The 25,464-nt window shown below is 38.2% G+C and carries 28 protein-coding genes and 1 pseudogene; all 29 read left to right on the forward strand.

Annotation, left to right across the window (positions count from 1 at the left end; genetic code table 11):
* Positions 1-8 precede the first annotated feature (8 nt).
* The 29 genes and pseudogenes from HMPREF9421_RS06265 to HMPREF9421_RS06410 all read left to right on the forward strand — a co-directional run bounded on the left by HMPREF9421_RS06265 (position 9) and on the right by HMPREF9421_RS06410 (position 25,463).
* The gene (locus HMPREF9421_RS06265; protein WP_006596172.1) at positions 9-1,673 is read left to right on the forward strand and encodes a propanediol/glycerol family dehydratase large subunit; all 1,665 of its coding nucleotides are present in this window, start codon (positions 9-11) and stop codon (positions 1,671-1,673) included.
* A 12-nt stretch (positions 1,674-1,685) separates the two neighbouring features.
* Positions 1,686-2,357, forward strand: coding sequence for a propanediol/glycerol family dehydratase medium subunit (locus tag HMPREF9421_RS06270; protein WP_006596173.1), 672 nt, complete (start codon positions 1,686-1,688; stop codon positions 2,355-2,357).
* Between the two features lie 15 nt (positions 2,358-2,372).
* The gene (locus HMPREF9421_RS06275; protein WP_006596174.1) at positions 2,373-2,882 is read left to right on the forward strand and encodes a diol dehydratase small subunit; all 510 of its coding nucleotides are present in this window, start codon (positions 2,373-2,375) and stop codon (positions 2,880-2,882) included.
* Positions 2,883-2,908: 26 nt separating this feature from the next.
* Positions 2,909-4,768, forward strand: coding sequence for a diol dehydratase reactivase subunit alpha (locus HMPREF9421_RS06280; RefSeq protein ID WP_006596175.1), 1,860 nt, complete (start codon positions 2,909-2,911; stop codon positions 4,766-4,768).
* On the forward strand, positions 4,749-5,129 hold the full coding sequence (locus HMPREF9421_RS06285; RefSeq protein WP_006596176.1) for a glycerol dehydratase reactivase beta/small subunit family protein: 381 nt from the start codon (positions 4,749-4,751) through the stop codon (positions 5,127-5,129). The genes HMPREF9421_RS06280 and HMPREF9421_RS06285 overlap by 20 nt, the downstream gene beginning before the upstream one ends.
* 32 nt (positions 5,130-5,161) lie before the next feature.
* A complete protein-coding gene (locus HMPREF9421_RS06290) occupies positions 5,162-5,647 on the forward strand; it encodes a GlcG/HbpS family heme-binding protein (protein ID WP_231911648.1) in 486 nt (161 codons plus the stop codon).
* Between the two features lie 17 nt (positions 5,648-5,664).
* Positions 5,665-6,378, forward strand: coding sequence for an MIP/aquaporin family protein (locus HMPREF9421_RS06295; protein ID WP_006596178.1), 714 nt, complete (start codon positions 5,665-5,667; stop codon positions 6,376-6,378).
* A 142-nt stretch (positions 6,379-6,520) separates the two neighbouring features.
* Entirely contained in the window at positions 6,521-7,714 is a 1,194-nt protein-coding gene (locus tag HMPREF9421_RS06300) for an acetate/propionate family kinase (RefSeq protein WP_006597215.1), read from the forward strand.
* 128 nt (positions 7,715-7,842) lie between these two features.
* The gene (locus HMPREF9421_RS06305) at positions 7,843-8,187 is read left to right on the forward strand and encodes a BMC domain-containing protein (RefSeq protein ID WP_006596180.1); all 345 of its coding nucleotides are present in this window, start codon (positions 7,843-7,845) and stop codon (positions 8,185-8,187) included.
* Between the two features lie 22 nt (positions 8,188-8,209).
* Positions 8,210-8,788 carry an ANTAR domain-containing response regulator gene (locus tag HMPREF9421_RS06310; protein WP_006596181.1) on the forward strand — a complete coding sequence of 193 codons (579 nt, stop codon included), beginning with the start codon at positions 8,210-8,212 and terminating at the stop codon, positions 8,786-8,788.
* Complete coding sequence (locus HMPREF9421_RS06315; protein WP_006596182.1) at positions 8,775-10,211, forward strand: sensor histidine kinase; 1,437 nt, start codon at positions 8,775-8,777, stop codon at positions 10,209-10,211. The genes HMPREF9421_RS06310 and HMPREF9421_RS06315 overlap by 14 nt, the downstream gene beginning before the upstream one ends.
* 105 nt (positions 10,212-10,316) lie before the next feature.
* Positions 10,317-11,747 carry an ethanolamine ammonia-lyase reactivating factor EutA gene (gene eutA / locus HMPREF9421_RS06320; protein ID WP_006597210.1) on the forward strand — a complete coding sequence of 477 codons (1,431 nt, stop codon included), beginning with the start codon at positions 10,317-10,319 and terminating at the stop codon, positions 11,745-11,747.
* 27 nt (positions 11,748-11,774) lie between these two features.
* Positions 11,775-13,145, forward strand: a complete 1,371-nt coding sequence (locus tag HMPREF9421_RS06325) for an ethanolamine ammonia-lyase subunit EutB (protein ID WP_006596184.1) — start codon at positions 11,775-11,777, stop codon at positions 13,143-13,145.
* Between the two features lie 16 nt (positions 13,146-13,161).
* Positions 13,162-14,085, forward strand: coding sequence for an ethanolamine ammonia-lyase subunit EutC (gene eutC, locus HMPREF9421_RS06330; protein ID WP_006596185.1), 924 nt, complete (start codon positions 13,162-13,164; stop codon positions 14,083-14,085).
* Between the two features lie 16 nt (positions 14,086-14,101).
* Positions 14,102-14,755, forward strand: a complete 654-nt coding sequence (gene eutL / locus HMPREF9421_RS06335) for an ethanolamine utilization microcompartment protein EutL (protein WP_006596186.1) — start codon at positions 14,102-14,104, stop codon at positions 14,753-14,755.
* 14 nt (positions 14,756-14,769) lie between these two features.
* Positions 14,770-15,432, forward strand: coding sequence for a BMC domain-containing protein (locus HMPREF9421_RS06340; RefSeq protein ID WP_006597207.1), 663 nt, complete (start codon positions 14,770-14,772; stop codon positions 15,430-15,432).
* A gap of 11 nt (positions 15,433-15,443) precedes the next feature.
* Positions 15,444-16,919: an acetaldehyde dehydrogenase (acetylating) gene (locus tag HMPREF9421_RS06345; RefSeq protein WP_006596188.1), complete on the forward strand. Its 1,476-nt coding sequence runs from the start codon at positions 15,444-15,446 to the stop codon at positions 16,917-16,919.
* A 31-nt stretch (positions 16,920-16,950) separates the two neighbouring features.
* A complete protein-coding gene (gene pduA, locus HMPREF9421_RS06350) occupies positions 16,951-17,238 on the forward strand; it encodes a propanediol utilization microcompartment protein PduA (protein WP_006596189.1) in 288 nt (95 codons plus the stop codon).
* Between the two features lie 33 nt (positions 17,239-17,271).
* Positions 17,272-17,553 carry a BMC domain-containing protein gene (locus HMPREF9421_RS06355; protein ID WP_006596190.1) on the forward strand — a complete coding sequence of 94 codons (282 nt, stop codon included), beginning with the start codon at positions 17,272-17,274 and terminating at the stop codon, positions 17,551-17,553.
* Positions 17,554-17,720: 167 nt separating this feature from the next.
* The gene (locus tag HMPREF9421_RS06360) at positions 17,721-18,362 is read left to right on the forward strand and encodes a hypothetical protein (protein WP_006596191.1); all 642 of its coding nucleotides are present in this window, start codon (positions 17,721-17,723) and stop codon (positions 18,360-18,362) included.
* 16 nt (positions 18,363-18,378) lie between these two features.
* Complete coding sequence (eutD, locus tag HMPREF9421_RS06365; RefSeq protein WP_006597204.1) at positions 18,379-19,005, forward strand: ethanolamine utilization phosphate acetyltransferase EutD; 627 nt, start codon at positions 18,379-18,381, stop codon at positions 19,003-19,005.
* Between the two features lie 26 nt (positions 19,006-19,031).
* The gene (locus HMPREF9421_RS06370; protein WP_006596193.1) at positions 19,032-19,673 is read left to right on the forward strand and encodes a hypothetical protein; all 642 of its coding nucleotides are present in this window, start codon (positions 19,032-19,034) and stop codon (positions 19,671-19,673) included.
* Positions 19,674-19,684: 11 nt separating this feature from the next.
* On the forward strand, positions 19,685-19,963 hold the full coding sequence (locus HMPREF9421_RS06375; protein ID WP_006596194.1) for a EutN/CcmL family microcompartment protein: 279 nt from the start codon (positions 19,685-19,687) through the stop codon (positions 19,961-19,963).
* 16 nt (positions 19,964-19,979) lie between these two features.
* Positions 19,980-21,074 carry an ethanolamine utilization protein EutH gene (locus HMPREF9421_RS06380; RefSeq protein ID WP_006597220.1) on the forward strand — a complete coding sequence of 365 codons (1,095 nt, stop codon included), beginning with the start codon at positions 19,980-19,982 and terminating at the stop codon, positions 21,072-21,074.
* Between the two features lie 16 nt (positions 21,075-21,090).
* Complete coding sequence (locus tag HMPREF9421_RS06385; protein ID WP_003006908.1) at positions 21,091-21,537, forward strand: cupin domain-containing protein; 447 nt, start codon at positions 21,091-21,093, stop codon at positions 21,535-21,537.
* 230 nt (positions 21,538-21,767) lie between these two features.
* On the forward strand, positions 21,768-23,129 hold the full coding sequence (locus HMPREF9421_RS06390; RefSeq protein ID WP_006596196.1) for a cobyrinic acid a,c-diamide synthase CobB: 1,362 nt from the start codon (positions 21,768-21,770) through the stop codon (positions 23,127-23,129).
* Positions 23,126-24,073, forward strand: a complete 948-nt coding sequence (cbiB, locus tag HMPREF9421_RS06395) for an adenosylcobinamide-phosphate synthase CbiB (protein WP_006596197.1) — start codon at positions 23,126-23,128, stop codon at positions 24,071-24,073. Before HMPREF9421_RS06390 ends, cbiB begins: the two co-directional genes overlap by 4 nt.
* Before the next feature lie 13 nt (positions 24,074-24,086).
* A pseudogene (locus HMPREF9421_RS06400) lies at positions 24,087-24,778 on the forward strand (cobalt-precorrin-8 methylmutase).
* Between the two features lie 7 nt (positions 24,779-24,785).
* Positions 24,786-25,463 carry a cobalt-precorrin-8 methylmutase gene (locus HMPREF9421_RS06410; protein ID WP_006597203.1) on the forward strand — a complete coding sequence of 226 codons (678 nt, stop codon included), beginning with the start codon at positions 24,786-24,788 and terminating at the stop codon, positions 25,461-25,463.
* Position 25,464 lies beyond the last annotated feature (1 nt).

The raw sequence follows: 25,464 nt of genomic DNA on the forward strand, positions 1-25,464 counted from the left end.
AATGAAACATGACTAAATCAAAACGTTTTGAAGTTCTCAGTAAACGACCAATTAATCAGGATGGATTCGTAACAGAGTGGGTTGAAGAAGGTTTAGTGGCTATGGATAGCCCTAATGATCCAAAGCCTAGTATTCGTATTGAAAATGGCGTCGTAGTTGAATTAGATGGAAAAGCAAGAGAAGAATTTGATTTAATCGATCAGTTTATCGCTACTTATGGAATTGATTTGAAACATGCAGAAGAAGTTGTTCGAATGGATTCTAAAGAGATCGCTAACAAAATTTTAACTCCGAATGTACCACGTTCTGAAATTGTTCGATTGACCAAAGCAATGACTCCTGCAAAAATTTGTGAAGTTGTGAATCACATGAATGTTGTTGAAATCATGATGTGTTTGCAAAAAATGCGGACACGGAAACAAACAGCAACACAAGCGCACGTTACAAACGTGAATGATAATCCGGTACAGATTGCTGCGGATGCTGCAGAAGGGGCTCTGCGTGGATTTGCTGAACAAGAAACCACAGTAGCCGTTGTTCGTTATGCACCTTTCAATGCCTTGTCTCTTATGATTGGTTCGCAAGTTGGTCGTCCTGGAGTTCTCACTCAGTGTTCATTGGAAGAAGCAACAGAACTTGAATTTGGTATGCGTGGCTTCACAGCTTATGCTGAAACTATCTCCGTTTATGGTACAGAAGATGTATTTACAGATGGTGATGATACTCCTTGGTCAAAAGCCTTTTTGGCGTCTGCCTATGCTTCTCGTGGATTGAAGATGCGTTTTACTTCAGGAACTGGTTCAGAAGTTCAAATGGGACAAGCAGAAGGTAAGTCTATGCTTTACTTGGAAGCTCGCTGTCTATATATTACAAAAGCTGCGGGTGTTCAAGGAACACAAAATGGTTCTGTTAGTTGTATTGGTATTCCAGCAGCTGTTCCAAGTGGTATTCGTGCAGTCGTTGCTGAAAACTTAATTGCGACGATGCTGGACCTTGAATGTGCCTCTTCAAATGACCAAACATTTACTCACTCAGATTTGCGGCGTTCTGTACGTACCTTAATGCAGTTTGCACCTGGTACCGATTTTATTAACTCTGGATATTCTGCAACTCCAAACTATGACAATATGTTTGCTGGATCTAACTGGGATGCTGAAGATTTTGACGACTACAATGTTCTGCAACGTGACTTACGTGTAGATGGTGGTTTGCGCCCTGTTCGTGAAGAAGAAGTTATCAAAGTACGGAATAAAGCTGCCCGCGTGATGCAAGCTCTATTTAAAGGCTTAGGTTTACCTGCTATCACAGATGAAGAAGTGGAAGCGGCGACTTATGCACACGGTTCAAAAGATATGCCTGACCGTGATAAGGTTGAAGATATCAAAGCGGCTCAAGGTATCCTTGAACGTGGTGTTCAAGGTGTGGATCTTATTAAGGCTTTGGCAAACAATGGCTTCCCAGAAATTGCCAATGAACTCTTGAATTTGTTTAAACAACGTGCTGCAGGTGACTTTTTACAAACTTCTGCTATTTTCGATAAAGATTGGAATGTTATATCAGCTATTAACTCTCCGAACGATTATGTTGGTGTCGGAACTGGACATCGCCTAGTGGGAGAAGAATGGGAAAAGGTTAAAGATATTCCACGTGCGATCGACCCTCGTGATATATAGGAGGACCTAACGATGACAGAAATAAATGAAACGTTGTTGCGCTCGATCATCGAGAGTGTGTTAAAAGAAGTTAAAGCAGAATCTAACGATCATGTAGAACCAACTCATCATGTAGATGCTACAACTACGGCATCCGTCAATGAGGGAACAGTTATTCGAAAAGTTGGGGTTGCTCAGCCAAGTCAATCTGTTGACGAAGTTGTCATTGCAGTTGGTCCAGCTTTTGGGGAACAGCAAGTTAAAACAATGGTTGACATACCGCACACTGAAGTATTGAGACAATTAATTGCAGGAATCGAAGAAGAAGGCTTGAAAGCTCGGATTGTGAAAGTGTATCGTTCGTCTGACGTGGCTTTCGTAGCTGTTGAAGGGGATCACCTTTCTGGATCTGGAATTTCTATTGGTGTACAGTCCAAAGGGACTACTGTTATCCACCAACGTGATTTACCACCATTGAGTAATCTTGAACTCTTCCCTCAAGCCCCACTCTTGACTCCTGAAACCTATCGTTTAATCGGTAAAAATGCTGCCAAATATGCAAAAGGTGAAACACCAAATCCTGTTCCTACCTTGAATGATCAAATGGCACGTCCAAAATATCAGGCTTACTCAGCTTTACTTCACATTAAAGAAACAAAATTGGTCGTAAAAGGTAAGCCTGCAGATGAGTGTGTGTTAATTTAAAGTAGGAGGTCCACAATGGCAGAATCAGTTGAATTATTAGTAAAACAAATCTTAGAACAAATGAATCGTTCTGAGACAAGTGCTCCAAGCTTTTCAAGTAGCAATCAAGACGAAGCAACAGCTAATGATTATCCAATTGCTAAAAAGCATCCAGACTGGATTAAAATTGGAGATAACAAGAAATTTGAAGATGTTACATTGGAAAATATTCTTTCAGGTCAAATTTCATCTCAGGACTTACGGATTAAACCAGAGATTCTAATTAAACAAGGTGAAATCGCCAAAAATTCTGGTCGTGAGGCTATTCAATATAACTTTTCTCGGGCTGCTGAATTGACTCGTGTTCCAGACAAACGTGTTCTAGAAATTTACAATGCTTTACGCCCTTATCGTTCTTCTAAAGAGGAACTCTTATCCATTGCAGAAGAATTGGAAACACAATATCAAGCAAAGATTTGTGCAGGATTTATTAGAGAAGCTGCTGAACATTATGAACGTCGTAAGAAATTGAAAGGCGATAATTAGCAGCGCGATAGAATTGGAGGAAAATAGTGAAATATATCATTGGTGTTGATATTGGGAATTCCTCAACAGAAACTGCGTTAGCAGCATTTGATACTGCACAAAATAAACTTCACTTCCTTTCATCTGCTATTTCTGATACGACTGGTATTAAGGGAACGAAAGAAAATGTTCATGGAATCTATGATTCTCTTCGCAAATTAATGGCTAAGACGTCACTTGATTTAAAAGATATTAGTTTGATTCGCATTAACGAAGCAACGCCAGTTATCGGGGACGTAGCTATGGAAACCATTACAGAAACTGTGATCACAGAATCCACAATGATTGGTCATAATCCTCGGACACCAGGCGGACTTGGTTTAGGTGTCGGGAAAACGGTCCATATTCTTGACTTAATTAATCAAGTGAAAACGGAGCCTTATATTGTAGTTGTTCCAAAGGATATTGATTTTGATTTAGTAGCGAAGCTGATTAATGCTTATTTTGAAAACGATTACAACATTCAAGGGGCTGTGCTCCAAGCAGATGATGGTGTCTTGGTCAATAATCGTTTAAGATCTAAAATCCCGATCGTTGATGAGATTCTATATATTGATAAGGTACCTTTGGGTATGTTAGCTGCGGTAGAAGTTGTAGAGCAGGGAAAAGTCATTACACAGTTATCTAATCCTTATGGGATTGCGACTGTTTTTGAACTGAATCCGGAAGAAACAAAGAGCATTGTGCCAATCGCGCGTGCCCTGATTGGAAATCGTTCAGCGGTTGTGATTAAAACGCCAAAAGGTGATGTCAAAGCCCGTAAAATTCCAGCAGGGACCATACAAATTATTGGTGAAAATCAAATCTTACGTGTGGATGTTTCTAAGGGTTCTGAAGCGATCATGGAGCAGGTGGTCCTTGCCAAAAATATCCAAAATGTAATTGGAGAAGCTGGAACAAACGTCGGTGGCATGCTTGAAAAAGTACGGCAAACCATGGCCAAACTGACAGATAAAAGTCAAGATCAGATAGCTATTCAAGATTTATTAGCAGTGAATACCTTTGTTCCGATCTCCGTTCAGGGTGGCTTAGCTGGTGAATTTTCTATGGAACAAGCGGTTGGTATTGCTTCTATGGTTAATTCTGATAAACTTCAAATGTCTATCATAGCTAAAGAAATTAAGCATGAGTTGGGCATCCCAGTTGAAATAGGAGGTTCTGAAGCAGAAGCGGCTATTTTAGGGGCTTTAACGACTCCAGGATCTGACACGCCACTTGCTATTTTGGATTTGGGTGCCGGTTCTACAGATGCTTCCATCATTAATAAGCAGGGTGAGATCCATGCTATTCACTTGGCAGGAGCAGGGGATATGGTGACCATGCTGATTAACTCAGAGCTTGGCCTTGAGAATCGTCATTTGGCGGAAGATATCAAAAAATATCCTTTAGCTAAAGTTGAGAGTCTTTTCCATATCCGTCATGAAGACGGAACTGTTCAATTCTTTGATCAACCCTTATCGAGTGATTTATTTGCACGTGTGGTTATAGTAAAAGGTGAACAAGAGTTTGTTCCGTTGAACAACCAGGACTTTTCCATTGAGAAGATTCGCTTGGTTCGGCAATCTGCTAAAGAGCGTGTATTTGTCACCAATGCGATTCGTGCTCTGAAACGGGTGAGTCCTACGGAAAATATTCGTGATATTCCTTTCGTCGTCATTGTTGGTGGTTCTGCATTAGACTTTGAAATTCCGCAGCTAGTGACAGAAGCCTTGTCACAACATGCCATCGTAGCAGGTCGCGGAAATGTACGAGGAAATGAAGGGCCAAGGAATGCTGTAGCCACTGGGTTAATCTTGACGTATGCTAGAGAGGCAGAGGGTGGCCGTTATGACTATTCAATTATCTAATAAACCAAAGATCATTTTCTATATCCCAAAGGATAGTGAAACAGCTGTTTTTGATCAAGTTGGTTTTGGTATTGAAGAAGAAGGGATACCGTTTGAATATATTCAGGCAGAAACAGTTGAAGATGTTGTTTTAACAGCCCATCGTGCTTCTCATGAATCGTCCTTACTAGTTGGCATAGCGGCCAATAAACATGATATCGTCCTTCATTATAGGAATTTACCCAAAGAAAAATATGTTTATAGAATTAAACAATATGACGGTGTTGGAAATCGGGAGTTACGTTTATTGGGCACGAATGCCGCTCGGTTAGTTAAAGGGGTACCCTTTAACACAAGTTCGATTTTTGATGTTACATTTTAGTTCAAGATTAGCAGGAGGTGGTTAAAGTGACGATGAATGAGGATAAAATTAAAAAAATGACTTTAGAGATCCTTAAAGAAATTTTGAATCGTTATCCTGTTGAATCAAATTATTCGAATTATTCCAATCCACTCTATCAAAAGGCGTGGGATATTGTACAAAGAGCAGTGAAAAAAGCAAAAGACTTACAAGTTGATGTTGTCATTACGATTCTTGATTCAAGTGCTCGCGTCATCATGACTTATAGAATGGAACATGCGTTATTAGTTAGCGATGAGATGGCTTATAAAAAAGCATATACTGCTGTAGGAATGAAGATGGAATCAAAAGATTTAAAACCATTAACGCAACCGGGACAATGGTTATATCAATTGGAAATGATGTTGGACAATAAAATTGTCAGTCTTTCTGGTGGGGTTCCAATTTTTGAGGGAGAACATCTACTGGGGTCCATTGGAGTCAGTGGTGGAAATTCTATACAAGACCAAGAAATTGCGTTATATGCCATTGATAGATAATAAGTAGAGGTATCATAATGGAAAAATATTTAGGTGAATTCTTAGGGACAATGGTCCTGATAGTCTTTGGTAATGGTCTTGGAGCATCTCTCAATTTGAACAAGGCAATCGCTAAAAATTTTGCTCCTAGCTGGTTCACAGCAGTCTTTGCTTGGGGCTTAGCAGTTACTCTAGGCGTTTATACGGCGGGATTTTATAATTCAGGTGGCCATTTAAATCCATCAGTTACCATTGCATTTGCAATTGGCGGATCATTCCCTTGGGATCAAGTGTTTGGTTACATCATTGCGCAAGTAGCAGGAGCTTTCGTTGGTGCTGCGATTATAACGGTGATGTACCATACACACTTTAAGGAAACCAGTCAGGAAGAAGGAAATTCAGTGGGCATTTTTGCAACGGGTCCAGCGATTCCAAATCCTTTCTATAATTTACTAAGTGAAATTATTGCGACTTTCTTCTTTATCTTTGCTTTGCTGATGATTACCCATGGTGAAATCACACCTGGATTGACACCTGTATTAGTTGGTTTATTAATCATGGCAGTGGGTCTGTCTTTGGGGTCAACTACAGGATTTGCCCTCAATCCAGCCCGTGATTTCGGTCCTCGCTTAGCGTATGCTATTTTACCAATTCCAAATAAAGGGGATGCAAATTGGTCTTATGCCTGGATTCCAATAGTGGGTCCTACTATTGGAGCGATTTTAGCAGTCCTACTTGTCAATATCATGTAATCGTGGAATACGGAAAAAAGCAGAAAAATATACAACTTGATGAGAACAAGCATGATTGTTTAAAAAGTTGTACATAATAGATTGTAGGACAGAAGCTATTGAAATAAGGTCTGTCCTACTTCTTTATTTAGAAGGTGAAAAAATGTCGGATAAAATATTAGCAATCAATGCAGGAAGCTCATCTTTGAAATTTCAGTTACTAGAAATGCCAAGTGAAGCAGTAATAGCTAAAGGGATCTTTGATCGAATCGGTTTTAAAGATGGTAAAGTAAAGTATCAAACTAAAAGAAACCAAGTTCAAAAAAATGTTTGTATTCCTAGCCATGAATTTGCAGTTCAAGTTTTGCTAGGGACTCTTGTAGAGAGTGGAGAAATTCATTCAATAGAAGAGATTGTTGGAGTTGGTCATCGGGTTGCCCATGGAGGAGAGAGTTTTAAAGGATCTGTATTGGTAGATGAAAAAAATGAGGAGATCATTTCAGATTTAGGAGATTTGGCACCGAGCCATAATCCGATCAGTCTTTCTGTTATCAAGTCATTTAAAACTCATTTTCCTAGCATCAAAAATGTCGCTGTTTTTGACACTTCTTTCCATCAGACCATGGAACCGGTTCACTACCTTTATCCCTTGCCTTATAGTTTGTACGAAAAGTTTCATGTTCGAAAATATGGTTTTCATGGCATCAGCCACGCCTATATTGCAGAAACGGTAGAAAAGATCTTTCAGCAAGAAGAGCATGCTAAGGAAAATGTTAAAATCATTAGTTGTCATTTAGGAAATGGTGCCAGTATTTGTGCGATCAAAGAGCAGCAGTCAGTGAATACGAGTATGGGCTTCACCCCTATTGATGGATTAATGATGGGTTCGCGATGTGGAAGTATTGACCCAATGATCATCCCTTACTTGGTTGAAAGACAGAAGATGCCAATCCATGAAGTTAAGAAACTACTGAATGAAGCTTCAGGTCTTCTTGGAATTTCCGAAATGAGCAATGATATGCGTGATTTGATTCAAGCCGTGACGAAAGGGAATCAAAAAGCAATATTAGCTATTGAGATGTTTGTGAATCGTGTAGCCCATACAATAGCATCCTATATAGTAGATCTTGATGGACTTGATGCTTTAGTATTTACTGGAGGAATTGGAGAGAATGCAGCTCTAATCCGTTCCTTGGTTGTTGATAAATTACAGGTGTTCGGAATGTCTGTGAACAAAGAGCTAAATGAAAATGGTAGTTTGTATATCCAAGATGCCAATTCCAAATGTAAAATCCTTGTCGTCCAAACTAATGAAGAATTGATGATTGCTCGAGAAACCTATCGTTTAAGCCTATAGCTAGAAGACAGATAGACCTTTGAAACAAAGATTGTGAAATTTTTGAGTTGAAAGCGGATACCAATTATAGTATAATCATATTATTTAGAACTATATTTAGTGTAAAACCAATCCAGAGGTGGTAATATATGTCGGAAAAACAAAGAATGATTCAGGAATATGTCCCTGGGAAACAAGTCACATTAGCTCATTTGATTGCGAGTCCTGATCCAGTAATTTTTGAAAAATTGGGGTTACAGACTGATTTTCAAGATGCTATTGGAATATTAACCATCACTCCAAGTGAGGCAGCTATTATTGCTGTGGATATTGCTACGAAAGCAGCGGGAGTACAGATTGGTTTTGTCGATCGCTTTAGTGGATCGGTTGTAATGACTGGAGATGTTGCATCAGTAGATGCTTCACTCCATGCGGTTCTAAATGGCTTAGAGGAAATACTAGGCTTTTCAAGTACCATTGTAACAAGAACATAATTTCAAACGAGGGAAGGATTTCATGAAGGGCAGAATACTAATTTGTGATGATGATCCAATTATTCGCTTAGATATCAGACAAATTTTAGAACAGTCAGATTATGAAGTGGCTGCAGAAGCAAGTGATGGTTTTGAAGCTATCGAACTTTGCCAAAAACACTTTTTCGATCTAGTCATTATGGATATTAAATTACCATTACTGGACGGATTATCTGCGGGGAAAAAGATACTAGATGATGGATTAGCGTATGGGGTGATTATTCTCTCTGCATTTAATGATGATCATTATGTTCAAAAAGCGAGTTTAACGGGTGCGAGTGCCTATTTAGTAAAACCGTTGGATGCAAAATCGTTAATTCCTACAATAGCAGTTTGTATAGAGAAAGGGCGGCAACAGCAATTACTTTCAAAAGAATTAATCAAAATTAGTAAAAAGCTCGACGATCGAATTCTTTTAGAAAAGGCAAAAGGGCTTTTGATGACAAGAGATAATCTTTCAGAACCTGAAGCTTTTAAACAGATTAGGACCATTAGTATGCAAAAACGCGTTCCAATGATTGAAATTGCAAAATTGCTGTTATTAAATAATGAAGCACAATAATCAAATAAAGAAATTTTGTGAAGATAAAACGGATTTAAACGAGGCGGATATTGATTACTTGATTCGGCAATCAGAGGCGGTTTTATCTAGCAAAGAGTTTATGGATAAGGACGTCTTCATCGATGTCAAAAATATTTATTCGGACCATGCAATTGTTGTTTTTCATAGAAAGCCTCATACAAAGGAAAGCTTGTATGAAAAGACAGTGGTAGGGCAATCAGCATTTTTGGAAAACGAACCAGGGGTGTTACGAACTCTCCAGACAGGGGTTCCTTCTGTTGGACTCCGTGGACAATCGCAAGAAGGAGTTGCAATTGAACAGACTGTTTTTCCGATTACTAGAGGAGAAAAAGTCATTGCTACTTTAATTGTTGAAAGTGATTTTTCAAATAGCTTTTCGTCTGGCTTCTCTCTCAAGCCTTCTAAAGGTGACAATTCCTATATTTTTCAGGCTCCTTCAGAATCAAGTCGAGAAGACGAAGTATCCTTATTAGATTATGTAGAAGATGCAGTATTAGTGTTTGATCAAGGAGGATTTCTACTCCATTGTAATCAGTCTGCTGTTATCTTATATCGAACGAAGTTAGGCTACTTGGATAGTGTTCAAGGGATGCATTATGATAATCTTTCCTTGGATGGAACCATCTTTTCTGAATTAGTAGAAGATCATTTTTCAGATAGTAATAAAACTGTTAAGTATGGGAAGCACTATTTTCAAGTGAAGTGTTACCCCAATGCTCGCAATCATCAAACCGTTATTACCATAAGGGATATCAGTGACCTTCAAGAAAAAGACAAAGAGATCCAAGAGAGTGTGATAGCGTCTCGAGAAATTAATCACAGAGTTAAAAATCACCTTCAAACTATTATTTCTTTATTGCGATTGCAAGGAGCACAGGTCAAAGAATCGGGTACAAAAGTTGCTTTCGAAGATTGTATTAACCGGATATTCTCGATTGCTGCTACCTACGAGCTTCTTTCTAGTCAAGAACATGAGCAAATCGATCTGAAGTCCCTGATTGAAATTGTTTCATCTAATCTTCAACGCTGTTTTGCAGAAAGACCTGATATTCAATTAAAATTGGAGTTATGTTATCAAATCTATCTAGATCATAATAGAGCATCATCATTGGCACTGGTTATTAATGAATTATTACAAAATGCTTATGAGCATGCTTTTTCCAATAAAAAATATCAAAAAAATAAAAAAAATCAATGTATTCGTTTGCAAATGACGAAAAATGATGATATAATACGTATACAAGTAATTGATAATGGTAGCGGTTACAATGTTGAAGCCGTGGGCCAAGAGCATCTTGGTTTAATCCTTGTTCAACGATTTGTAGATAGCAAATTATCCGGAAGACTTGTAACAACCTCAAGTCATGAGGGAACGCAAGTTAAGATAATTTTTAAAGTGTAAATAATTAAAGACTAACAATGAAGTCAGTCGAAAAGCAATGACGCTTAAAGAATGCAGAAACGATGTTTCAGTGCATTCTTTAGGCGTCTTTTTTGGAGGTTTCCTATGTCGGATAAAATTTTGAGTGTTGGGTTAGACCTAGGAACTGCAACTACTCAACTAGTCCTATCTGAACTTACCATTGAAAATATTGCTTCAGTATTTACAATTCCGCGAGTTTATATAACGGATAAAAAAGTCCTTTATAAAAGTAAAATTATTTTTACACCCATCTCTCATCAATCTTTGATAGAAGTTGATAAGATAAAAGACTTTGTTATTCAAGAATATAAAAAAGCAGGAATTGAAAAGCAAAATATTCAAATGGGGGCTGTGATCATTACCGGTGAAACGGCTAGAAAGGAAAATGCTAGTCAGGTTTTACAAGCCTTGAGTGGTTACGCAGGTGATTTCGTAGTTGCTACTGCTGGACCAGACCTTGAGAGTATCATCGCAGGCAAGGGCGCTTGTGCTCATCAATATTCTCAGGAACACCATACGTCAGTAGTAAATATTGATATTGGAGGTGGAACTTCAAACTTCGCAGCGTTTCGCGAAGGGGACGTCATAGATACTGGATGTCTAGATATTGGTGGACGCTTGATCAAAATTGATCCAACCACCTATAAAATCCAATACATTGCACCAAAATTACAAGAAATTATTAAACAAGAGAGTTTAAGATTGTTCTTAAATGATATTGTTAATAAGGATGAGTTGAATAAACTCATTCAAATTATGGTCCGTGTATTAGAAAAGGCTGTTGGCCTAGATGTTGATGCTTCATATTATGAATTCTTACAAACCAACCATGGTTTAAGGTTGGATTATGAAATTAATTGTGTTTCGTTTTCTGGCGGAGTAGCAGATACTATTACTGAAGAAGCTGTAGCTAATGATTTCGCTTACGGGGACATTGGTATCATACTTGGACGCGCCATTCGTCAATCAAAAATTTTCGAACAAAAGAAAGTAATTGAATCGGCCGAAACTATTCGGGCAACAGTTGTGGGTGCTGGTAGCCATACAACAGAAGTTAGTGGAAGTACCATTACTTATATTTCCAAAACACTACCGATTCGAAACATTCCTGTTTTGAAATTAGCCAAGGACGATGAACTAGAAAGTTGCGAAAAATTAACCAAGATCATTCGTGATAAATTAGAATGGTTTACTTTGGAAAATGAGGTCCAACAGGTTGCTTTAGCACTTAATGGAGAAAAAAGTCCAAGTTTTGTAAGAGTACAAGAATATGCTACAGCAATCGTCGAAGGAATGGGTGAAACGATTCGAAAAAATATTCCCTTACTTGTGGTCGTGAGAGAAGATATGGCTAAAGTTTTGGGACAATGTTTGTTTGCTATTTTACCAAAGGATTATCCATTTGTATGTATAGATTCCGTTGATGTTCAAAATGGGGACTATATAGACATTGGTAATCCAGTGATAGAGGGATCTGTTTTACCGGTCGTCGTTAAAACGTTAGTTTTTAATTAAGATAATTATTAAGGGAGGAGACTTTAAATGATTTTAAAGACAAAATTATTTGGAAGAGTCTATGAATTCAAATCAGTAAAAGAAGTTCTAGCTAAAGCCAATGAATACAAGTCGGGTGACCAACTTGCGGGCGTAGCTGCTGAATCTTCTGAAGAACGTGTGGCAGCTAAGGTAGTTTTATCACAATTAAAACTTTCCGATTTGTTTAACAACCCAGTTGTACCATACGAAGAAGACGAAGTAACACGCATTATTATCGATGATGTAAACCTTCGAACTTATGAAAAAATTAAGAACTGGACAGTTTCTGAACTCCGTGAGTGGATTTTGGATAACAAACATCAAAATGTAGACATTCAATGGCTATCTCGTGGCTTGACTTCAGAAATGGTCGCAGCCGTTGCTAAGTTGATGACTAACCTTGACTTGATTGTCGCAGCGAATAAGATCATCATCACTAAACGCGCTAATACAACTATCGGTATGCCTGGAACCTTCTCATCTCGTTTGCAACCAAACCACACTACAGATGATCCTGATGGTATCATGGCTTCTACAATGGAAGGTTTTGCCTATGGATGTGGGGATGCTCTTCTAGGGTTGAACCCAGTTGATGACTCTGTAGAAAGTACAAAACGTGTTCTTCATAAATTCAATGACTTTATTGAAGAGTATAAGATCCCAACACAACACTGTGTACTAGCTCACGTTACAACTCAAATTGAAGCAATGAACCAAGGCGCTCCAACAGGATTGGTCTTCCAATCTATCGCTGGTTCTGAAAAAGGAAATGAAGCCTTTGGTTTTAATGCTAAAGTGATTCAGGAAGCTAAAGATACGGCTCAAAAAGTTGGTACTGCAGCTGGTCCAAACGTGATGTACTTTGAAACTGGTCAAGGTTCTGAATTGTCTTCAGACGCTCACCATGGTGCTGACCAGGTAACAATGGAAGCACGTTGTTATGGTTTTGCAAAACGCTTTGATCCATTCTTGGTAAATACAGTAGTAGGATTCATCGGACCTGAATATTTGTACGATTCAAAACAAGTTATTCGTGCAGGTTTGGAAGACCACTTCATGGGTAAACTGACTGGTATTTCTATGGGTTGTGATATCTGTTACACTAACCACATGAAAGCCGATCAAAATGATGCTGAAAATCTATTGGTTCTACTTGGTGCAGCAAACGTTAACTACATCATGGCAATTCCTCATGGAGATGATATCATGTTGAACTACCAAACTACTGGTTACCATGAAACTGCAACAATGCGTGATCTCTTGAACAAACGTCCAATCAAAGAATTTGAAGAATGGATGGAAGGCATGGGATTGATGAAAGATGGACATCTTACTGAAATTGGTGGAGATGGATCTGTCTTTATGAAACGAAATTAGTGAGGAGGTACTGACAGTGAATGAACAAGATTTGAAAGAAATGATTCGTTCTTTGTTAAGTGAATTAGATACGAATGCTATAACAGAGCCTGAAAAAGAGGTGCGAACAGTTAACTCTGATTTGAAGGCGCCTGTGAGTAATGGTGTTCAACCTGATAAAGAAGAAAGCCTCATTGAGGATGGAATGATTCCAGATATCACAGAAGTGGATATTCAGGAACAATTTTTGATTCCGAATGCCATTAACGAAGAAGCTTATCGTAAAATTAAAAAATTCACACCAGCTCGTTTGGGATTGTGGAGAGCAGGTAACCGTTACAAGACTGAAACAGTTCTTCGTTTCCGTGCTGACCATGCGGCAGCACAAGATGCAGTATTCTCTTATGTATCAGATGATTTTGTTAAAGAAATGGGATTCATTCCAGTTCAAACCAAAGCAGCAACTAAGGATGAATACTTAACTCGTCCAGACTATGGTCGTGTATTCCCAGAAGATCAACAAAAAATCATTAAAGAATCTTGTATATCAAATCCTAAAGTCCAGATCGTTGTTGGTGATGGATTGAGTTCATCAGCCATTGAAGCAAACGTAAAGGATTTCTTGCCAGCTTTGAAACAAGGTTTAAAAATGTTTGGTCTTGAATATAATGAAGTTCTTTTCATCAAACATGCCCGTGTTGCAGCAATGGACCAAATTGCTGAACTTACAGGTGCTGAAGTGATCTGTATGCTTGTAGGTGAACGTCCTGGCTTGGTAACAGCTGAATCTATGAGTGCTTACATGGCTTATAAACCTACAGTTGGTATGCCAGAATCTCGTCGTACAGTAGTATCAAATATCCATAAAGGTGGAACTCCAGCAGTTGAAGCTGGTGCCTACGTGGCTGAAATTATTAAGAAGATTCTTGATAATAAGAAGTCAGGTGTAGAATTAAAATAGAAAAGGGGTTTAGATTTTGAGAAATGATAGACTTGGCGCTAACGTATTAAGTGCATTATTGATTTCTAATGTAGATGCAGGGTTAGCAGCATCATTGGAATTGAAACCACATCACAGAAGTTTGGGAATTATTACCTCTGACTGCGATGATGTAACCTATGTTGCTTTGGATGAAGCAACAAAGGCAGCCGATGTTGAAGTTGTTTACGCTCGCAGTATGTATGCTGGAGCTGGAAATGCCTCAACTAAACTAGCTGGTGAAGTAATCGGTATCTTGGCTGGGCCAAACCCAGAAGAGGTTCGCAGTGGCTTGGATGTTGTGGTCTATGAAATTGAAAACGGAGCTAGCTTCTATAGCGCAAATGATGATGATAGTATCCCATATTTTGCTCACTGTATTTCAAGAGCAGGTACTTATTTGTCTGAAGGTGCTAATGCACAAGAAGGTACAGCAATTGCTTACTTGATTGCCCCTCCTGCTGAAGCTATGGTAGGTTTGGATGCTGCTTTAAAAGCTGCTGATGTGACGGTTGGAGCATTCTATGGTCCACCAAGTGAAACAAACTTTGCTGGTGGTTTATTGACTGGATCTCAATCTGCTTGTCGTGCTGCGTGTGATGCATTTGCACGAACTGTTATTAGTATTGCAGACAATCCACAGAATTATTAAGATGAGGTATGCTCATGGTAGAAAAGGCACTTGGATTAATTGAAGTGCGAGGTTTTCTTGGAGCAATTGTTGTAGCAGATGCTGCTTTGAAAGCTGCAAATGTCTCACTATTAAATGTAGAAACTGTTAAGTCAGGTTTGAACACAGTTCAGTTAGTAGGCGACGTTAGTGCAGTAAGATCAGCTGTAGAAGCTGCAGTTGAGATTGCACAGGAACAACCTTACTATCTTCATAGTCATGTGATTGCACGACTAGACTCACAAACAGATTCAATCCTCATTCCAATTCGTAAGGAAGAGAGTAAAGAAGTGTCAAAAGTTGAAACTACCTCATCTGTTGAAGAAAGTGAATCAAATGATCTTGATTCATTAGAAATAACTGAGGTAAGTCTAGAACCTTTAGTGTCAGAAGTTGAAGAAACTAGCGTTGAAGAAATTAGCGTTGAAGAAACTAGCGTTGAAGAAATTGTTTCCGATATTGTTTCTGATATTGTGGTTGAAGAGGAAAATTCAACAGAAGAACACCTGAAATATTCTGAGGAAGAATTAAAAAAATTCAAAGTTGTTGAATTAAGAAGTATTGCTTATCGGGAAGATAAAGTCGATCTGTCTAAGAAAGAAATTAAATTTGCGAACAAACAACTACTTATTCAAGCTTTACTGAAATTGAAATCATAGGAGAAAGTTGAATGTATATTGAAGATAAAGATCTTTTATCTATTCAGGAAGTTCGCCATTTGATTCAACGAGCTAAAGTTGCTCAACAAAAACTAGCATTGATGAGTCAAGAACAAATCGATACCATTGTAAAAGTTGTAGCTAAAGCTTGTTATGATCAAAGAGAACGTTTAGCCAAAATGGCCGCAGAAGAAACTGGATTTGGTAAGTGGCAAGATAAAGTTCTTAAGAATGCACTTGCTTCAAAAGGCATCCTTGAAGAAATCAAGGATATGCGCACAGTTGGTATTTTGCGTGAAGATAAAGAAAATAAAGTTATTGAAGTAGGTGTTCCAGTTGGTGTCGTTGCTGGGTTAATTCCTTCAACCAATCCAACTTCAACAGTTATGTACAAAGCGCTTATCGCATTAAAAGGTGGAAACAGTATTGTCTTCTCTCCACACCCACATGCTGCAAAATGTATTAATGAAACAGTTGATATTATTAAAAAGGCAGCAGTTTCAGCTGGGTGCCCAGAAGGTGCTGTCAGTGTGATTCAACGTGTTTCTATTGAAGCAACTAATGAGTTGATGAAACACAAGGATACAAATCTGATTTTAGCAACTGGTGGGAATGCGATGGTAAAAGCTGCCTATTCTTCAGGAACTCCTGCAATTGGTGTAGGACCTGGTAATGGACCAGCATTTATTGAAAAAACTGCAGATGTTCCTAAAGCTGTTCGTCAAATTCTTGATTCAAAAACATTCGATAATGGTGTGATCTGTGCTTCAGAACAATCAATCATTGTCGAAGAAGAAATGAAAGAAAAGGTTGTCGAAGAGTTTAAACGTCAAGGTGCTTACTTCGTTCCAAAAGAAGATGCTAAGAAATTAGGAGCCTTCATCATTTTACCAAGTGGAGCAATGAATCCAAAAATGGTAGGTAAGACTCCTCAAGTCATTGCAAAACTAGCTGGAATCTCTGTTCCTGATGATGCGCGTGTCTTGATTGCTGATGGAGAAGGTGTTGGTAAACAATATCCTTACTCAATGGAAAAACTCGCTCCAGTTCTAGGTTTCTACACTGTTAAAACATGGGAAGAAGCGTGTGAATTGAGTATTCGTATTCTTCACCATGAAGGAGCAGGTCATACTTTAGCAATCCATACACAAAATGAAAACATCGTTCGTGAATTTGCTTTAAGAAAACCTGTTTCAAGACTTTTGGTCAACACTCCTGCAGCACTTGGAGGAGTTGGTGCTACAACAGGCTTGTTCCCAGCCTTTACCTTAGGTTGTGGAGCTGTCGGTGGAAGTGCTACTTCTGATAATGTCAGCCCATTGAATCTGATTAATATTCGCCGAGTTGCATATGGTACAGCAGAATTAGCAGATTTGAGAAAGACTGAAAATCAAGAGTGTCTTGACTGTCAAGTTGAAAAACAAATTGATGAGGAACAATTGGTCGATTTACTTGTTCAACGTGTGTTATCAAAATTAACTAAATAATTTACTTATTTCATAATTGGAGGAAATTAAAATGGCAAACGCAAATGCATTAGGAATGGTTGAAACAAAAGGTTTAGTAGCTGCTATCGAAGCAGCAGATGCTATGGTAAAAGCAGCGAACGTTACATTGATTGGTAAACAACAAGTCGGAGCTGGTTTGGTAACTGTAATGGTTCGTGGTGACGTAGGTGCTGTTAAAGCTGCAACAGATGCAGGTGCGGCAGCAGCTGAAAATGTAGGTGAATTGATTTCTGTACATGTCATCCCACGTCCACATTCAGAAGTAGAAGTAATTTTACCACATCCATCAGCTGAATAATTAAGTTTAAGTCAATAATAGGAGGAAAAGAATATGTCAAACGCAAACGCATTAGGAATGGTTGAAACAAAAGGTTTAGTAGGTGCTATCGAAGCAGCAGATGCTATGGTAAAAGCAGCAAACGTTACATTGATTGGTAAACAACAAGTCGGAGCTGGTTTGGTAACTGTAATGGTTCGTGGTGACGTAGGTGCTGTTAAAGCTGCAACAGATGCAGGTGCAGCAGCAGCTGAAAATGTAGGTGAATTGATTTCTGTACATGTCATCCCACGTCCACATTCAGAAGTAGAAGTAATCCTACCTCATAAAGAGTAGATTTTCAAAATTTCTCATGCAGGTAATCAGCAATTAATGTTTTGATAGGAATAAGCATTTTGATGTAAAGAATATTCATTCATGTTAATAGCTGAGCGAGGTTGGGAAGTTACATCTCAACCTCGTTGTATCCCTGTGTTTAATTTGTGGTAGAAGGATGTGAATGCATGACAGTTTATACTGAATCACGAATTAGGAAGCTCATCAAAAATGGTCAGGTCAGTGAGCAAAATGTTCTAAAACTTTCTAGTGAGGACAAATTGACTCCAGCTGCAAGAGGTTTCTTGCATGATCGCCATATTCAAGTAGCTTATTCTGATTCGCCAACTAAAACTCAAACAGAGATTAGTAAACCATTTCATATGACTGTTTCGTCTCTAGAAGAGTCTGCTGTGTATCCACTACTTTTCAAGCTAACGAAACTATATACCTATTTTCTAAGATGCCAAAAAGAACTCCATCTTGCTTATTTAGATGAAAAAGTTGATCAATTGGGAAATCTACTACAAATAGTAGAAAAGATTGTCGGCTGTTATATTGAAGAAGATATCTCATTTTATAACCCAAATTTTGGGACAAATGAAGATTTACAGTCAATTCGAGTCATTAAACAGTTGGATCAAGGAAGTGTAAGAGTTGATTACAAATGTGAGGATTGGAAACTTTCTTGCTATGAGTTATATCTTGAAATTATAAATATCCGAGAGGAATTGACCTTAGTATCGTCTAACAATCAAGATGTTTATGCGGATAAACTAATCACATTATTGAAATCAATTGAAGTTTTAGTGTGGCTTATTTTAGAATAGAATGTGGAGAATAACAATGTCATTTGAAAATTTAATTGATAAAGTTATTGATAGGATTCAAAATGAACTAGACAGCTCCTTTGAAGTGGAAGCCAGTGGTCGACATGTGCATTTAAGTCGCAAAGAATTAGATGCTTTGTTCGGAACTGGTTATGAATTGACCAAGGCGAAAGATTTATCTCAACCTGGTCAGTATGCTTCAAAAGAACGTTTGACTGTAGTGGGTCCAAAAGGAGCTTTTCATAATGTCGTTATTTTGGGACCTGTTAGAAAAGAGTCTCAAGTAGAGGTATCACTTACAGACTGCTTACAATTAGGAGTAAAAGCTCCTATTCGTGAAAGCGGTGATATTGAGGGTACTCCAGGTATTGTATTGGTGAATGGAGATAAATCAGTTTCTTTGGATAAAGGGTTGATTGTAGCAAAACGCCATGTTCATATGACACCTGAAGATGCAGAAAAAATTGGTGTGAAAAATCATGATATTGTAAAAGTAAAAGTTGAAGGGGCAAGACCTTTAATTTTTGATGATGTTGTGATTCGTGTTAGCCCAAAATTTGCAACTTATATGCATATTGATTACGATGAAGCCAATGCTTGTGGTTTTAGCAAAGGAATCCGTGGTCGTATAATTAAAGACTAGTATTGCTTGATGGAGGTAGGTCAAAAATGGAAAATCTAGATAAAATTGTAGATTTGATTACAGACCGTTTAATGGATAAAATACAGGTTGAATCATACAAGTCTTCTGTATTTGTTATTGGAGCATTTGATACTCCAGATATTTTGGATAGAGAAGGCTATCAAGTTGAAAAAAAATCAAGTTGTGCTGACATCATTCTAGTAGAATCAATTGGTTTTGATGCAATGCTCCGGATTGCTTCTTTGTGTCCACTTACATCGGATGAGGCAGTGGTGATTAAGAGTCTATTAAAGGGAAAGAAAGTTTTGGTTCTAAATGAATTATTTGATTTCCATCAATATAAACAGACCTCTAAAGCATTGTTGTTCCAAGATCTTCAAGAACAGTACGAAAAACTGGTTAGATATGGTGTTCAATTCTATAAAAAAGAAGAATTGGTATCTATCCTTGAAGAAAGTACTGGTGGAGAAAACAATAATCCTGTCCAAGATGTGTCAAAAAGTAGCTCAACACATAAAACTGTTGAGAAGGTTGGCTTGCTAACTGAAAAAAAATTAATTGAAATGAATCTATCTGATAATGATAGTATTCGTCTTAAAAAAGGAATGATTGTGACAGCGCTTGCGAAAGATTATTTAAAACGTCACAATATTAAAATTGAAGAATAAGGAGCAGCGAGATGTTTGTTGGGAAAGTGAAAGGGAGTCTGTGGGCTACAAGAAAAGATGAAAAACTTAATGGATTAAAGTTTTTAGTGGTCGAGCGACAACTGAATGACCATCAAACAGATCCTGCTTTAGTGATTGCTGCAGACTGTATTGGTGCTGGTGAAGGTGATCAAGTATTGGTTACTACAGGAAGTTCTGCTCGAGTGAGTTTGAATAGACAGGATGTTCCAGTGGATATGGTTATTGTTGGGATTATAGATAAAGTTGAATATCAACTGGATGATTATTGAAAGTAGGGAAGAATTTATGAGTATAAATGAAATTATCATTTACATTATGGTTCTCTTTATGCTTGTTGGTGCAATTGATAAATGTATCGGCGGGAAATTGGGCCTTAGTGAGCAGTTTGAAGAAGGAATTATGGCTATGGGAGCGCTAGCGCTTTCTATGGCTGGGATTATGGTTGTAGCTCCTTTGTTAGCTGATTTATTAAAACCTATCATTGTTCCTCTTTATGGTTTGGTTGGTGCGGATCCTTCGATTTTTGCAACAACATTTATCGCGAATGATATGGGTGGAGCACCTTTAGCCTTGAGCTTAGCACAAGATAAAGCTGTTGGTGATTTTGCTGCCTACGTTTTAGGTTCTATGATGGGACCAACGATCGTGTTCACAATCCCTGTTGCCTTAGGTATTATTGAAAAATCAGATCGTCCTTTCTTGGCTCGTGGTATTTTGTACGGTTTGGTAACTGTTCCTGTCGGATGTTTTGTTGGTGGATTGCTTGTTCCAGGTTTGTCATTTGGTACTTTGTTAATCAACTTGATCCCTATTGTCATTGTATCTGCCCTCATTTTCCTAGGATTGCTTCTTATTCCAAATGGAATGATTAAAGGTTTTGAGATCTTTGGTCAAATCATTGTTGTGATCGCAACTTTAGGTTTGGCATTTGGTGCTGCACAACTCTTGACTGGTAATAAATGGTTGCTTGAACTTTATCCAAAAGGTGCAGAAACCCTTCAAGAAGCATTTGTCGTTGTTGGTTCAATCGCTGTAACCTTGGCTGGTGCATTTGGTTTAGTTGCTGTCTTTACTAAAGTAGCTAACAAACCTCTTTCAGCAATCGGTAAATCATTGGGAATGAACGAAGTAGGAGCTGCTGGTTTGGTTGCTTCTTTGGCAAACAACATTGCTATGTTCCAGATGTTAAAAGATATGGACAAACGTGGTAAGATCTTAAATATTGCCTTTGCTGTATCTGCTTCATTCGTTATCGGGGACCACTTAGGATTTACAGCTGGACAAGCTCCTAAGATGATTGTTCCAATGATGATTGGTAAGTTTGTAGGTGGGGTTACTGCCCTATTACTTGCCTACTTCTTGACTAAGAAAGAAGCCTAATCGGAGGTATTGGTAAATGGATTATAATCGTACAGATATTGAATCTTTGGTTCGCAAAATTCTTCTAGAAGAATTGGCAGGTAAAGGTTCTGCTAAACGTGTTAGTAAAGCTGGTGTAGCTTCTATTTCACTACCAAGCTTAGATGTTCGTCCTGAAGATCGTTTGGACACAGGAAATCCTGAACATCAAGTCTATACACGTGATCTTTTGACTCTTGAAGAAAGTCCTCGACTTGGCTTAGGATTGATGACAATGGACAAGACAACATTCCCATGGCATTTAGACTATGATGAAGTTGATTATGTGATCGAAGGTCGTTTGGATGTTATCTCTGGTGATGAAGTGATGAGTGCTGGTCCAGGTGAAATCATCTTTATTCCAAAGGGAAGCGATATTCAGTTCTCTGTTAAGGATAAAGCGCGCTTTATTTATGTGACTTATCCAGCAGATTGGCAAGGATAAGACTAAACATATAAAGAAGAAAGAGCATGTTTATCATGCCCTTTTTTGTGAACGTTTTCAGAAAATTATTGACATTTACTATAATTTATATTAAAATAATGTTAACTTGTCTCGATAAATTTCAAGTTAAGCACAACGAAGTGTTAAGTAAAATAATAAAGCAACGGAGCTACAAAAGATAGTCGTATTTTTTGTGGCTCCGTTTTTTTAGAGATTAAAGGAGTGTTTAGATGAAGCAGTTTATGTTGGCTGGTGTATCAAGTGGTGTTGGAAAAACAACAATTACACTGGCTGTCTTGAAAGCTTTAACAGATATGGGTTATATCGTTCAATCTTACAAAGTAGGCCCTGATTATATTGACACTTCCTACCATAGCCGTATCACGAAAAATCCATCTCGTAACCTAGATAGTTTTTTAATTCCAGAAACAGATCACTTGAATTGGTCTTATTATCGTTGGCATCATAATTCTGATGTCGCAGTGGTAGAAGGGGTGATGGGACTCTATGATGGTTTAGGAACAGATAAAGATTGTGCCTCTTCTGCCTCTGTTGCCAAACAGCTAAATCTACCTGTTGTTTTAATTATTGATGGGAAATCAACCTCGACTTCAGCGGCAGCAATTGTCCATGGCTTTTCTTCATTTGATCCAGCGGTAAATATTGTTGGTGTCATTGTCAATCGTGTGGCTTCGGAAACCCATTATCAGCTGATTAAGGGGGCGATTGAGCGCTACACTGATATAGAAGTCTTGGGTTATTTTCCAAAAAATGTTCAAGTTGAACTACCTTCAAGGCATTTGGGATTGATTCCGGATGTGGAGATGGATGATCTTGAAGAAAAGTTTGCTATTCTTGGAGAGCAGGCTAAAAAAACCATTCAGTTTGAGCGTCTATTGGAGAAGGTTGATAGAGAGTCAATTGAACTTTCTTCTCCATTCAAACTTGAGAATTCTACCCAGTTAACCATTGGTTATGCACTGGATGACGCCTTTCATTTTTATTACGAAGACAATCTGGATTTGTTAAGAAGTGCTAATGTCGAGCTCATTCCATTTAGTCCCTTAAAAGATGAACGGTTACCGGAAGCTGATGCATATTATTTTGGTGGGGGATATCCGGAGTTGTTTGCAAAAGAATTATCTGATAATCGCTCCTTTAGAGAATCCGTTCTAGAAGCTCATCAAAAAGGAATCCCCATTTATGCTGAATGTGGAGGCTTGATGTATCTTGGAAAAAATCTTGAGATCGAAGATCATTCTTATGAAATGGTTGGGATATTTGATGGCACGAGTGTGATGACTAATGGTCTAAAACGGTTTGGTTACTGTTTTGCAACCACCAACGAAAATTCTTTATTTGGTCCGTCTGGTACGGAAGTTCGAGGTCATGAGTTCCATCATTCCATCTTCAATACTTCTGAAAAAACTGTTTTAAACCTTAGAAAAGAAAGAGACGGAGAAGTGGTTTCCAATTGGACTGGGGGCTACCAGAAAGGGAAAACTTTTGCAAGTTACCTCCATGTTCACTTTTATCAAAAGGAACAACTCCTTATGAATTGGCTTGATTATATCTTGGAGTCTAAGAAATGATAGTTATTGCAATTTTTATCGCTCTCGTTCTGGATTGGTTGATTGGAGATCCGTATTCTTGGCCCCACCCAGTTAAGCTGATTGGAAATTTTATTTATGCTTGTTTGAAACTAGAGAACCTAAAAACAAAATTTCCTTTTCTGTTTGGCGTACTTCTGTGGATCTCTACGGTTAGCTTAACAGTTTCCGTCACTTATGGAATCTTGTGGGGCGCTAGTCAGTTGCACCCTATTCTCTATTGGGGGATTTGGATTTATCTAGCTTACACTTGTTTGGCAACTCGTTCTCTAGCTTTTGAAGCTCTTAAGGTCTACCAAGCTATTCAGTCTGGTTCCATTGAAAAGGCTAGATATCAGGTTGGCATGATTGTTGGGAGAGAAACAGATCAACTTTCTATTCCTGAAATTTGTAATGCGACCATTGAAACGGTAGCAGAAAATGCTAGTGATGGCGTAATCGGTCCCTTATTCTGCCTATTTCTTGGTGGTCCAGTTCTAGCAATGGGCTACAAGGCTATTAATACACTAGATTCAATGGTAGGCTATAAAACAGCCAAATATCGAAAGATTGGATTTGTTTCAGCTAAAATGGATGATTTAGTCAATCTAATCCCTGCTCGTTTCACCTGGTTCTTTATGTTGGCAAGTGCTCGGATTTTGCAATTAGATTTTAGAAATGCCATAAAAATTGGCTGGAGAGATCGCTACCAACATGCGAGTCCAAATAGTGCTTTCCCTGAATCTGTTGTTGCAGGAGCCTTAGGGATACAATTAGGGGGAGCTCATGTCTATCATGGCGAGTTGATTTCAAAACCAACTATTGGAGACCCAAATAGAAGCGTAGAAGCAGATGATATTTTAACATCTATTTCTATGCTCTATATGACAACGACGATTTCAACGTTCGTTTTGTCAATTATTTATCTTATTCTTGTAATTTATTAAAAGAGGAGTATGTATGTCCTATATTAAAAACCCTTCCTCCATTGAGGAAAAAAGTTTTCAGATCATTCAATCGGTGATCGACCAGGATCATCCTGGCTATGAATTCCATGAAGACATGGAAGAGGCGATTATTAAACGTGCCATTCATACCACGGGTGATTTTGACTATCTCTATACCATGAAATTTATCAATCATGTTAATGAACGAATAGTTGATGTGATTCAAAATAAAGGGACCATCATTGTGGATTCTAGCATTTCCTTAAATGGGATCAATAAACGGGTGTTGGACCAAATGGGCGTTTCCTACCGTTGCTTGATTAATGATGAAGATGTCATCCAACTTGCTAAGGAAAAAACATTACTCGAGCAATGGCTGCTATTGAAAAAGCAACAGAGATCGAAGGGCCTAAAGTATTTGCTTTTGGTGGTGCTCCGACTGCTTTGTTCCATCTCCTTGATTTGATCAAAGAGAAAAAAGTTGAGGTAGACGCGATTATCGGTGTGCCCGTTGGATTTATCAATGTCTTAGAGTCTAAGGAAGCTTTATTAGCGACCGATTTGCCTGTTATGGTCAATGAAGGACGTAAAGGGGGAAGTACCCTTGTTGTGGCCATTATTAACGCGATTATCTATCAAATGCAAACGATCGTAACAGAAGACTATGTTCGTTATTCAACAGCTTTAAATGATAAAAAAGGATAAGGTATTCATGAGTTATATAAAAGTATCAAATCAGATTGAAGAAGCTAGCTTTAAAAAGATTCAAGAAATCATTGATCAGGAACATTCAGATATTGTTTTTGATAATCCATTTCATGAAGCAGTTTGGAAACGAGTTGTTTTTGCGAGTGCAGATTTCGATTACCTCTACAATATCAAATTTTCAAATGATGCTATCGACCATATTCTAGATGTTATCAAAAATAAGGGAACCATTTTTACAGATACGACCATGGTTCTAGGTGGATTTAATAAAAGAATCTTGGATGAACTAGGGGTGGCCTACAGATGTTTGGTAAATGAACCAGCAATCTTTGAAGAAGCTAAGGCAAAAGGGATCACTCGTTCTATGGCAGCGGTAGAACATGCGGCCAATGAATTGGGTCCTAAATTGTTTGTATTCGGAAACGCTCCAACTTCTATCTTTAAAGTCTTGGATATGGTAGAAGAAGGAACACTAGTCCCTGATGCTGTTATTGGTGTTCCGGTTGGCTTTGTCGGTGCAGCTGAATCAAAACAGAAGCTTCATGATAGCCCAATTCCTTCTATTGTTGCATTGGGAAGTAAGGGTGGAAGTACGATTGCAGCTGCAGTGGTCAATGCTATTTTGTACCAGTACAAACAAGAAATGGATGATTACCAACGCTTCGTAGTCCCAAATAATTAAG

It is taken from the genome of Streptococcus australis ATCC 700641, assembly GCF_000186465.1.
Lineage (GTDB): Bacteria > Bacillota > Bacilli > Lactobacillales > Streptococcaceae > Streptococcus > Streptococcus australis.

What these genes read in the sequence shown, in the direction of transcription:
- HMPREF9421_RS06295 (WP_006596178.1), top strand. Translation starts at nt 5,665, where the DNA reads ATGGAAAAATATTTAGGTGAATTCTTAGGGACAATGGTCCTGATAGTC.
- eutA (WP_006597210.1), top strand. Translation starts at nt 10,317, where the DNA reads ATGTCGGATAAAATTTTGAGTGTTGGGTTAGACCTAGGAACTGCAACT.
- HMPREF9421_RS06310 (WP_006596181.1), top strand. Translation starts at nt 8,210, where the DNA reads ATGAAGGGCAGAATACTAATTTGTGATGATGATCCAATTATTCGCTTA.
- HMPREF9421_RS06290 (WP_231911648.1), top strand. Translation starts at nt 5,162, where the DNA reads ATGAATGAGGATAAAATTAAAAAAATGACTTTAGAGATCCTTAAAGAA.
- pduA (WP_006596189.1), top strand. Translation starts at nt 16,951, where the DNA reads ATGGCAAACGCAAATGCATTAGGAATGGTTGAAACAAAAGGTTTAGTA.
- HMPREF9421_RS06380 (WP_006597220.1), top strand. Translation starts at nt 19,980, where the DNA reads ATGAGTATAAATGAAATTATCATTTACATTATGGTTCTCTTTATGCTT.
- HMPREF9421_RS06325 (WP_006596184.1), top strand. Translation starts at nt 11,775, where the DNA reads ATGATTTTAAAGACAAAATTATTTGGAAGAGTCTATGAATTCAAATCA.
- HMPREF9421_RS06265 (WP_006596172.1), top strand. Translation starts at nt 9, where the DNA reads ATGACTAAATCAAAACGTTTTGAAGTTCTCAGTAAACGACCAATTAAT.
- HMPREF9421_RS06315 (WP_006596182.1), top strand. Translation starts at nt 8,775, where the DNA reads ATGAAGCACAATAATCAAATAAAGAAATTTTGTGAAGATAAAACGGAT.
- HMPREF9421_RS06305 (WP_006596180.1), top strand. Translation starts at nt 7,843, where the DNA reads ATGTCGGAAAAACAAAGAATGATTCAGGAATATGTCCCTGGGAAACAA.
- HMPREF9421_RS06275 (WP_006596174.1), top strand. Translation starts at nt 2,373, where the DNA reads ATGGCAGAATCAGTTGAATTATTAGTAAAACAAATCTTAGAACAAATG.
- eutD (WP_006597204.1), top strand. Translation starts at nt 18,379, where the DNA reads ATGTCATTTGAAAATTTAATTGATAAAGTTATTGATAGGATTCAAAAT.
- HMPREF9421_RS06370 (WP_006596193.1), top strand. Translation starts at nt 19,032, where the DNA reads ATGGAAAATCTAGATAAAATTGTAGATTTGATTACAGACCGTTTAATG.
- HMPREF9421_RS06355 (WP_006596190.1), top strand. Translation starts at nt 17,272, where the DNA reads ATGTCAAACGCAAACGCATTAGGAATGGTTGAAACAAAAGGTTTAGTA.
- cbiB (WP_006596197.1), top strand. Translation starts at nt 23,126, where the DNA reads ATGATAGTTATTGCAATTTTTATCGCTCTCGTTCTGGATTGGTTGATT.
- HMPREF9421_RS06345 (WP_006596188.1), top strand. Translation starts at nt 15,444, where the DNA reads ATGTATATTGAAGATAAAGATCTTTTATCTATTCAGGAAGTTCGCCAT.
- HMPREF9421_RS06375 (WP_006596194.1), top strand. Translation starts at nt 19,685, where the DNA reads ATGTTTGTTGGGAAAGTGAAAGGGAGTCTGTGGGCTACAAGAAAAGAT.
- HMPREF9421_RS06285 (WP_006596176.1), top strand. Translation starts at nt 4,749, where the DNA reads ATGACTATTCAATTATCTAATAAACCAAAGATCATTTTCTATATCCCA.
- HMPREF9421_RS06300 (WP_006597215.1), top strand. Translation starts at nt 6,521, where the DNA reads ATGTCGGATAAAATATTAGCAATCAATGCAGGAAGCTCATCTTTGAAA.
- HMPREF9421_RS06360 (WP_006596191.1), top strand. Translation starts at nt 17,721, where the DNA reads ATGACAGTTTATACTGAATCACGAATTAGGAAGCTCATCAAAAATGGT.
- HMPREF9421_RS06385 (WP_003006908.1), top strand. Translation starts at nt 21,091, where the DNA reads ATGGATTATAATCGTACAGATATTGAATCTTTGGTTCGCAAAATTCTT.
- HMPREF9421_RS06270 (WP_006596173.1), top strand. Translation starts at nt 1,686, where the DNA reads ATGACAGAAATAAATGAAACGTTGTTGCGCTCGATCATCGAGAGTGTG.
- HMPREF9421_RS06410 (WP_006597203.1), top strand. Translation starts at nt 24,786, where the DNA reads ATGAGTTATATAAAAGTATCAAATCAGATTGAAGAAGCTAGCTTTAAA.
- HMPREF9421_RS06390 (WP_006596196.1), top strand. Translation starts at nt 21,768, where the DNA reads ATGAAGCAGTTTATGTTGGCTGGTGTATCAAGTGGTGTTGGAAAAACA.
- HMPREF9421_RS06340 (WP_006597207.1), top strand. Translation starts at nt 14,770, where the DNA reads ATGGTAGAAAAGGCACTTGGATTAATTGAAGTGCGAGGTTTTCTTGGA.